This is a genomic window from Kitasatospora sp. NPDC051914 (assembly GCF_040680995.1).
Lineage (GTDB): Bacteria > Actinomycetota > Actinomycetes > Streptomycetales > Streptomycetaceae > Kitasatospora.
The window spans coordinates 1-8,495 of the sequence record NZ_JBFAXX010000127.1 but is presented as its reverse complement, the minus strand read 5'-3'; the positions used below and the strand labels follow the sequence as shown (position 1 = coordinate 8,495).

At 72.3% G+C, this 8,495-nt stretch carries 8 protein-coding genes; 7 read left to right on the top strand and 1 reads right to left on the bottom strand.

Annotated features, from left to right (window positions below; all coding sequences use genetic code 11):
* The first annotated feature begins 237 nt into the window (after positions 1 to 237).
* The 6 genes from AB0M03_RS38780 (at position 238) to AB0M03_RS38755 (ending at position 5,979) form a co-directional block, all read left to right on the top strand.
* On the top strand, positions 238 to 648 hold the full coding sequence (locus AB0M03_RS38780; protein WP_363501249.1) for an NfeD family protein: 411 nt from the start codon (positions 238 to 240) through the stop codon (positions 646 to 648).
* Positions 649 to 657: 9 nt separating this feature from the next.
* On the top strand, positions 658 to 1,632 hold the full coding sequence (locus tag AB0M03_RS38775; RefSeq protein ID WP_363501243.1) for an SPFH domain-containing protein: 975 nt from the start codon (positions 658 to 660) through the stop codon (positions 1,630 to 1,632).
* Positions 1,633 to 1,739: 107 nt separating this feature from the next.
* Positions 1,740 to 2,513 (top strand): NAD(P)H-binding protein, encoded by a 774-nt coding sequence (locus AB0M03_RS38770; protein ID WP_363501240.1) that lies wholly within the window; start codon positions 1,740 to 1,742, stop codon positions 2,511 to 2,513.
* A 141-nt stretch (positions 2,514 to 2,654) separates the two neighbouring features.
* Complete coding sequence (locus tag AB0M03_RS38765; protein WP_363501237.1) at positions 2,655 to 3,416, top strand: sulfite exporter TauE/SafE family protein; 762 nt, start codon at positions 2,655 to 2,657, stop codon at positions 3,414 to 3,416.
* A 147-nt stretch (positions 3,417 to 3,563) separates the two neighbouring features.
* Positions 3,564 to 3,860 carry a 4a-hydroxytetrahydrobiopterin dehydratase gene (locus AB0M03_RS38760; protein ID WP_363501234.1) on the top strand — a complete coding sequence of 99 codons (297 nt, stop codon included), beginning with the start codon at positions 3,564 to 3,566 and terminating at the stop codon, positions 3,858 to 3,860.
* A gap of 97 nt (positions 3,861 to 3,957) precedes the next feature.
* The gene (locus tag AB0M03_RS38755) at positions 3,958 to 5,979 is read left to right on the top strand and encodes a PQQ-binding-like beta-propeller repeat protein (RefSeq protein ID WP_363501231.1); all 2,022 of its coding nucleotides are present in this window, start codon (positions 3,958 to 3,960) and stop codon (positions 5,977 to 5,979) included.
* A 100-nt stretch (positions 5,980 to 6,079) separates the two neighbouring features.
* Here AB0M03_RS38755 and AB0M03_RS38750 read toward each other — a convergent pair whose 3' ends face one another.
* On the bottom strand, positions 6,080 to 6,589 hold the full coding sequence (locus tag AB0M03_RS38750; RefSeq protein ID WP_363501228.1) for an HNH endonuclease: 510 nt from the start codon (positions 6,587 to 6,589) through the stop codon (positions 6,080 to 6,082).
* A gap of 248 nt (positions 6,590 to 6,837) precedes the next feature.
* Here AB0M03_RS38750 and tyrS point away from each other — a divergent pair, with 248 nt between their 5' ends.
* Positions 6,838 to 8,103: a tyrosine--tRNA ligase gene (tyrS, locus tag AB0M03_RS38745; RefSeq protein ID WP_363501246.1), complete on the top strand. Its 1,266-nt coding sequence runs from the start codon at positions 6,838 to 6,840 to the stop codon at positions 8,101 to 8,103.
* Positions 8,104 to 8,495 lie beyond the last annotated feature (392 nt).

Genomic DNA, 8,495 nt, shown 5'->3' with positions numbered 1-8,495 from the left:
TCTTTTTAAAAAACCCTTCCCCACCCCCACCCTCCCCCCCGCTGGCTTCCCGGGGCCCGCCCGGGCCCCGCACCCGCTCGGGCGGGTGCGCGGCCCGTCCGCCGTTCCCGGCCTGAACCACTGAACTCCGCTGAACCACGGGCCGTCCGCACGCACGGCCGGTTTCCGCCTGTTCACCTGCGGGAAGCTACGCGTCACAAGCGTTCCCCTCCCTAGGATGGCTTCGTGGACAGCTGGATCTGGTGGCTATTGGCCGCCGTTGGCCTGGGTATACCGTTGGTGATCACGGCGATGCCCGAGTTCGCCATGTTCGCGATCGGGGCCGGCGCCGCGTCGCTCACCGCGGCCCTCGGGGCCGGGGTGGTGCCGCAGTTCCTGGTGTTCGTCGTGGTCTCGGTGGCGCTGCTGGTGTTCGTCAGGCCCATCGCGTACCGCCAGCTGCAGAAGGGCCCGGCGATCAAGACGGGCATCGAGGCGCTCGAGGGCGCCACGGCAGTCGTTCAGGAGAAGGTCGACGGGGAGGGCGGCCGGATCAAGCTCAACGGCGAGATCTGGTCGGCCCGCGCGCTCCACCCCGGCAGTGTCTACGAGCCGGGGCAGCAGGTCGACGTCGTCGAAATCCAGGGCGCGACCGCCCTGGTCGTCTAGGGGAGAAACGTGGAACCCGTCCTCATCGTGCTGGTCGTCCTGGTCGTGCTGGCCTTCATCGCACTGATCAAGACGATCCAGGTGATCCCGCAGGCCAGCGCGGCGATCGTGGAGCGCTTCGGCCGCTACACCCGCACGCTGAGCGCGGGCCTCAACATCGTGGTGCCGTTCATCGACACCATCCGCAACCGCATCGACCTGCGCGAACAGGTCGTGCCGTTCCCGCCGCAGCCGGTCATCACCTCGGACAACCTGGTCGTCAACATCGACACGGTCATCTACTACCAGGTGACCGACCCGCGGGCCGCGACCTACGAGGTCGCCAGCTACATCCAGGCCATCGAGCAGCTCACCGTCACCACCCTGCGCAACATCATCGGCTCGATGGACCTCGAGTCCACGCTGACCTCCCGCGAGGTCATCAACGCCGGCCTGCGCGGCGTCCTCGACGAGGCCACCGGCCGCTGGGGCATCCGCGTCAACCGCGTCGAGCTGAAGGCGATCGAGCCGCCGACCTCCATCCAGGACTCGATGGAGAAGCAGATGCGCGCCGACCGCGACAAGCGCGCCGCGATCCTCACCGCCGAGGGTGCCCGGCAGGCCCAGATCCTGCGCGCCGAGGGCGAGAAGCAGGCAGCCGTCCTCCAGGCCGAGGGTGAGGCGCAGGCCGCGGTGCTCCGCGCCGACGGTGAGGCCGCCGCGATCCGCACCGTCTTCGAGGCCATCCACGAGGGCGACGCCGACCAGAAGCTGCTCGCCTACCAGTACCTGCAGACCCTGCCCGAGCTCGCCAAGGGCGACTCCAACAAGCTGTGGATCATCCCCAGCGAGGTCGGCGACGCCCTCAAGGGCCTCGGCGGCGCCTTCACCGGCCTGACCGGCAACGGCGCCGCGCCCGCCCCGCGGGTCGACACCGAGACCAAGAGCGTCGGCCGCCCGCGCACCGAGACCACCCGCGAGTACCCCCGGATCGACCCCGAGTGACCCGGCCGTAGCACCTGCAGCACCGGCTCCGGCCTGCGCCTCCCGAAGGGACCGGCGCAGGCCGGAGCCGTCCGTCACATTCCGGCGGGCTGCGTCGTTCTCCTGGCATGAGAATCGCCGTCGTCGGAGGAACCGGGACGCTGGGACACCGCGTCACCGAAGAACTGCGCTCACGCGGCCACGAGGTGCGGGTGCTCAGCCGCCGCTCGCCGGACCACCCCGTGGACCTCACCACCGGGGCCGGCCTCACCGCCGCCCTGGCCGGCTGCGAGGCCGTCGTGGACGCCAGCAACAGCCGCTCGTCCACCAAGGACGCCGAACGCACCCTGGTCGACGGCACGAGGAACCTGCTCGCCGCCGAACGCGCCGCCGGCGTGGGCCACCACGTCTGCGTGTCCATCGTCGGCTGCGACCGGGTGCCGCTCGGCTACTACAAGGTCAAGACCGCCCAGGAACGCGCGGTGACCGAGGGCCCGGTGCCGTGGACGGTCGTCCGCATCACCCAGTTCCACGAACTGCTCGGCGAGGCCTTCACGGCGCTCGGCCGCTTCCGCCTGCTGCCCGTGCCCAGGGCCCGGCTGCAGACCATCGCCTGCGCCGACGCCGCCCGCGCGGTCGCCGATACCGCCGGGCAGCCGCCTCGGATGGGCCGGATCGAGGTCGCCGGCCCCGAGACCGTCGACACCCGGGACCTCGCCCGCACGTGGCGCTCCGTCACCGGCCGCCGCGCCCTCCAGCTGCCCGTGCCGCTGCCCGGCGCGATCGGCCGGGCCCTGCGCGCCGGCGGACTCACCACCGCCGGCCCGGACGCCCGCGGGACCCTCCCCTTCGCCGACTGGCTGGCCCAGCAGACCGCCCGGGTCCGGCCCGGCACGGCGTAGCCCACCACGGGAAAGGGCCCCGCGGGACACCGCGACCCGCGGGGCCCGACACGTGCCGGTCCGGATCGTGGATCACCCCTGGCAGGCCCGGCCCCTCCTCCGGCATGATCCTCATGACAGGACCGAAGGAGGGAATCGCGAGTGACGTACTGGGAAGCGCTGGCAGTCCTGCTGGCCGGCGTGGGAGCGGGCACCATCAACACGGTGGTCGGCTCCGGCACGCTGATCACCTTCCCCGTGCTGCTCGCCCTCGGCCTACCGCCCGTCACCGCCAACGTCTCCAACACCCTCGGCCTGGTGCCCGGATCGATCAGTGGCGTCATCGGCTACCGCCGCGAGCTCGCCGGCCAGCGCCGCCGCCTGCTCCGCCTCGGCACCGCCTCGCTGATCGGCGGCCTCACCGGCGCCTACCTGCTGACCAAGCTCCCCAGCAAGGCCTTCGACGCCATCGTTCCCGCGCTGATCCTCTGCGCCCTGGTCCTCGTGGTGATCCAGCCCCGCGTCGCCCGGGCGATGGCGGCCCGCCGCGGTACCGGCGGCGGAACCGCCGAGGGCGGCCTCCTGCTGTTCGCCGGCGTCCTGCTGGCCGGCGTCTACGGCGGCTACTTCGGCGCGGCCCAGGGCGTCCTGCTGCTCGCCCTGATGGGCATGCTGCTGCAGGACGACATGCAGCGGATCAACGCCACCAAGAACGTCCTCGCGCTGATCGTCAACGGCGTCGCCGCGGTCTTCTTCCTCTTCGTCGCCGAGATCGACTGGACGGCCGTCCTGCTGATCGCCGCTGGCTCCGTCGTCGGCGGACAGATCGGCGCCCGGGTGGGCCGCCGACTCCCGCCGCCGGTGCTGCGCTCCGTCATCGTGGTCGTCGGCCTGGCCGCCGTCACCCGCCTCCTGCTCACCTGACGTCCCGTCGGCCCGCCGGGGGAACGCCCCGGCCCCGCGTAGTGTCGCCCGCCCCACGGGCCGCCGCCTTCCTATGCTCCTGGTAGACGCACCACCCGCGGCGGCGCCCGCCCGCCGCGGGGCCGCCACCGACCCCCGGGAGCACCCGTGAGCCGAACCCGGCTGACCGAGGACGAGATCACCGCCGCCCTGGCCGCCCTGCCCGAGTGGCACCGGGAGGGCGAGGCGATCGTCCGCACCGCCGAGACCGCCAGCTTCATGACCGCGATCCGGGTCGTGGACACCGTCGCCGTCGCCGCCGAGGAACTCGACCACCACCCCGACATCGACATCCGCTGGCGCACCCTGCGCTTCGCCCTCTCCACCCACAGCGCCGGCGGCCTCACCGGCCTCGACACCACCCTCGCCGGCCGCATCGACGAAGTGCTGCGCACCACCTCCTGAGCCCCGGTCAGCCCGCTGCGCACCCCGTTCCGGTGGGGTGCTCGGGCCGTCATGAGATGCTGGGCGCTTGCAGCAGCAGTCGGGACGGACGGATTTCATGGCTCAGGACCCTCCCCGGACGTACGACCAGGGGTACCCGCAGCACGGCACCGGGCAGCAGCCCGACGTCGGCCACGACCACCAGCAGCAGACCTGGTACCAGCCCCAGCCGGAGCAGCCCGCCGACCCCTGGGGGGCGGCCGGCCAGCAGCAGGCGTACCAGGCGGGGGCCGACCAGCAGGCCTGGCAGCAGCAGCCGCTGCAGCAGGCCGCCTGGGACGGCACCCAGAACACCCAGGCCTACCCGCAGGGCTACTACGCCACCGGCTACGAGCAGCAGCAGCCGCAGGCCGACCCGTACGCCGGGGCCGGCCAGTACGCCGACCCCTACGCGGCGTACGGCACCGCGACGACCGCGGACCCGTACGCGGCGGGCATTCCCGAGCAGCCGCACTACGCCCCCGCGGGCACCGACGCCGGGTACGGCGCCCACACGCCGTACCAGCAGGAGACCGGCCTGCCCGTCGGCTTCCCCGAAACCGGCTTCCCCGAGGCGGGCTTCACGGAGACCGGCCTCCCGGAGACCGACCCGTACCGGGCCGCCTTCCCGCAGGCCGCGGACGGGCCGGCCGCGACCGCCACGCTCAGCCCGTACACCGTCACCTCCGACTGGGACGATGCCGAGGACGGCACCGGCCGGGCCCCCGCGGGGAAGCCCTCGCTCGCCGACCGCGCCAAGGCCGCCGCCACGGCGGTCGTCTCGGCCGACCACGGGCCCGGCCGCCGCACCCTGCTGATCCGGGCCGGCGCCGGAGCCGCCGCCCTCGCCGTCCTGGTCACCGCCGGCATCCTGGCGACCGGCGGCGACGACGGCGACAGCTCCGCAGGCGGGGAGGACACGGCCGCCGCACGCGCCTACACCGTCGCCCACGCCAAGGCCTGGACGGCCGAGCCGGCCCAGACCGCCCCCATCGACGACAGCCTCGGCGGGGCCTGGATCACCGCCGACGCGGTCGTCCGCGCCGACGGGTCGGGCGTGCAGGCGTACGCCCTCGCGGACGGCAAGCCGTCCTGGACGGTCGCCGCCCCCTCCCAGGGCGCAGCCCCCTGCGGCCTCTCGCCGACGGTCAACACCGCCGGCATCGGCGGCGTGCTGTTCCGCACCGGCAGCGACCCGAAGAGCCCCTGCACCGTGCTCGCGGCCGTCGACACCAAGACCGGCAAGACGGTCTGGACGAAGAACCTCTCCGACACCAAGGACGGCTACGACGCCAAGGTCTCCGTCCTCGCCGACAAGGTGATCGCGGTCGGTGAGGACAAGGTCTTCGCCTGGGCCTCCGCCGACGGCAAGGATCTCTGGCAGTACACCGGCCAGGGCAAGTTCTGCAGCCTCTCCGGCGGCGCGACCGGCGCGACCGTGGTGCTGCACAGCAGCTGCGCCGACAGCACCCCGGTCGACCAGGCCGTCGCGCTCAACGCCGCCGACGGCAAGGTCACCTGGTGGCGCGGGCTCAACAACAAGCCGAAGACGGTGACGGTGCTCTCCGCCGAGCCCGCCGTCTTCGCCACCACCGGTGAGAAGCCCACCGACGACCGGATCTTCGCCTGGGGCCCCAAGGGCGACCCGGCCGCCGAGTTCCCCGTCACGGGCGACGCCGGCCGGCTGGACACCGCCCGCGGCACCTTCGACGTCGCCCCGACGGTCTTCTTCCACGAGAACACCCTGGTCACCACCGTCGGCCCGGCCGACGGCGGCATCGCCACCGCGGTCACCGCCTACGACCTCGCCACCGGCAAGCCGACCTGGACGACCGCGATCGCGGAGAAGCGCAAGTCCCGCGCGGTCGGCCTGGACGGCGGCGGGCTGCTGCTCGCCGTCGACGAGCGCCTCGACAAGCCGGCGCACATCAGCCGCTTCGCCGTCGCGGGCGGCGCGGAGACGGAGGGCGGTGCCTTCCCTCTGGGGACGGGTTCGTTGCTCGGCTCCGGCCGGGTGCTGTCGGGCGCGGGCAAGGTCGTGGTGCTGCCCGAGCACTCGGCCAACTTCGGCACGGCGACGGCCTTCCAGGCGAAGGGCTGACGCCGGGAACACACGCCGAGGGCCGGCCCGTCCCCCGATCGGGCCGGCCCTCGGCTGTTCACTTCCCGGTGCCCGTGCCGACGGCCGGGCGCGCCGCCGCTCAGGCGGACGCGGGCAGCCAGGCGGCGAGCTCGCGCATCTCGGCGTCGCGCAGGCCGAGGGCGAGCATCAGCGTCGCCTCCGGCGTCGGCTCGAACGGTCGGCGCAGCAGCTTCATCCCGGCCTGCTCCGGTGTCCGGTCGGCCTTGCGCTGGTTGTCCTCGGGGCACGCGGCCACGGTGTTCAGCCAGCTGTCGGCGCCGCCGCGCGACTTGGGCACCAGGTGGTCGACGGTGGTCGCCCGGCGCCCGCAGTAGGCGCACAGGTGCTGGTCGCGGACGAGGACACCGCGCCGCGACCACGGCGCGCGTTGTCGGAAGGGCACCCGTACGTAGCGGTTGAGCCGGATCACCCGGGGGACCGGGACGGACACACCGGTACCGCGCACCATCCGCAGCGGATGGGCGTGCTCGACGACTGCCTTGTCCTGCAGGACGAGCACCACGGCGCGCTTCAGCGACACCGTCGTCAGCGGCTCGTAGCTCGCATTGAGTACCAGCGTGTTGCGCATTGTTCCGGCCACCTCCCCTGCGCGGCCGCGCCGAGTGGCACGGCCGTCCCCGTCACTGCCGCTCTCGGCGGTGGGTCCACTGTGAACGGCGGCGGGCGCCGCAACAACGGGTTTTCCGTCCGCCCCGCGGCCGTGCAGAAACCCGCTGGCCCGATGCGCGTACTCTCTAGAACGCTGGAGTCGTCCAGGCGCGGGGCCCACGGCGGGCCGCGGACACCGCCGGACGCGACCGAAGGAGAAGCGTGACCGTGACGGACATCGTCGACGAGCTGCGGTGGCGTGGGCTGATCGCCCTTTCCACCGACGAGGACGCACTGCGCAAGGCGTTCGCGGACGGCCCGGTCACGTTCTATTGCGGCTTCGACCCGACGGCGCCCAGCCTGCACCTCGGCAACCTGGTGCAGATCCTCACCATGAAGCGCCTGCAGCTGGCCGGAAACCTGCCGCTCGGCCTGGTCGGCGGCGCCACCGGTCTGATCGGCGACCCCAAGCCGACCGCCGAGCGCGTCCTGAACGATCCCGAGACGGTGGCCGGCTGGGTGGACCGCCTGCGTGCCCAGATCTCGAAGTTCCTCGACTTCGAGGGCGAGTACGCGGCCCGCATGGTCAACAACCTGGACTGGACGTCCGGCATGTCGGCGATCAGCCTGCTGCGCGACGTCGGCAAGTACTTCCGGGTCAACAACATGATCGCCAAGGAGGCGGTCGCCCGCCGGCTGAACTCCGACGCCGGCATCAGCTACACCGAGTTCAGCTACCAGATCCTCCAGGGCATGGACTACCTGGAGCTGAACCGCCGCTACAACTGCACCCTGCAGACCGGCGGCAGCGACCAGTGGGGCAACCTCACCGCCGGCAGCGACCTGATCCGCAAGGCCGAGGGCAAGTCCGTGCACCTGCTCGCGACCCCGCTGATCGTCAAGGCCGACGGCACCAAGTTCGGCAAGACCGAGTCCGGCACGGTCTGGCTCGACCCCGAGCTGACCACCCCGTACGCCTTCTACCAGTTCTGGCTGAACGCGGACGACCGGGACGTCTCCAACTTCCTGCGGATCTTCTCCTTCCGCTCGCGTGAGGAGATCGAGCAGCTGGAGCGGGACACCGCCGAGCGCCCCGCAGCCCGCCTCGCCCAGCGGGCGCTGGCGGAGGAGCTCACCACGATGGTGCACGGCGCCGAGCAGTACGAGCGCGCGGTGGCGGCCTCCAAGGCGCTTTTCGGCCAGGGCGACCTCGCCGACCTGGAGCCGGCCACCCTGGCCGCCGCCCTGGCCGAGGTCCCGAAGGCCGCGGTCGCGGAGCTGCAGTCGGTGGTCGACCTGCTGGTCGAGACCGGGCTCGCCCCGAGCCGCTCAGGTGCCCGCCGCACCATCAAGGAGGGCGGCGCCTACCTGAACAACGTCAAGGTCACCGACGAGGAGGCCGTGCCGGCCGAGTCGGACCTGCTGCACGGCCGCTGGCTCGTCCTGCGGCGCGGCAAGCGCAACCTCGCCGCGGTCGAGGTCACCGCGAAGTGAGGTTGCAGACCTGACGTCAAGTGGCCGGAACCGCCCTGCGGTTGAGCTGCCACGACACCCCACAGGGGCCGGATCCAGCCAGATCCGGCCCCGCGTGTTTGACGCTCGCTGCTCGGTGCCCTAACGTTGGACGAGTCGCCGAAACTGGTTGCGAACCGGTAACGGCCCCCTTCCCTCCGACGAGTCGACCGTCGCATACCCATTCGAGAAATCGGCCGGGAAATGTGCGCGAAAAACTCTGTTAGAGTTCGGGGGCGCCGAAAGGCGGAAAGCGAGTCGGAAAGCGCCGGATGGCGAATCTGATAAGCTGGAAACACGAAAGAGCGAAACGCCCGGAGGGTCCGCTGGAAGGCGGTCCGAAGGAAGTGTCCGTTCCTTGAGAACTCAACAGC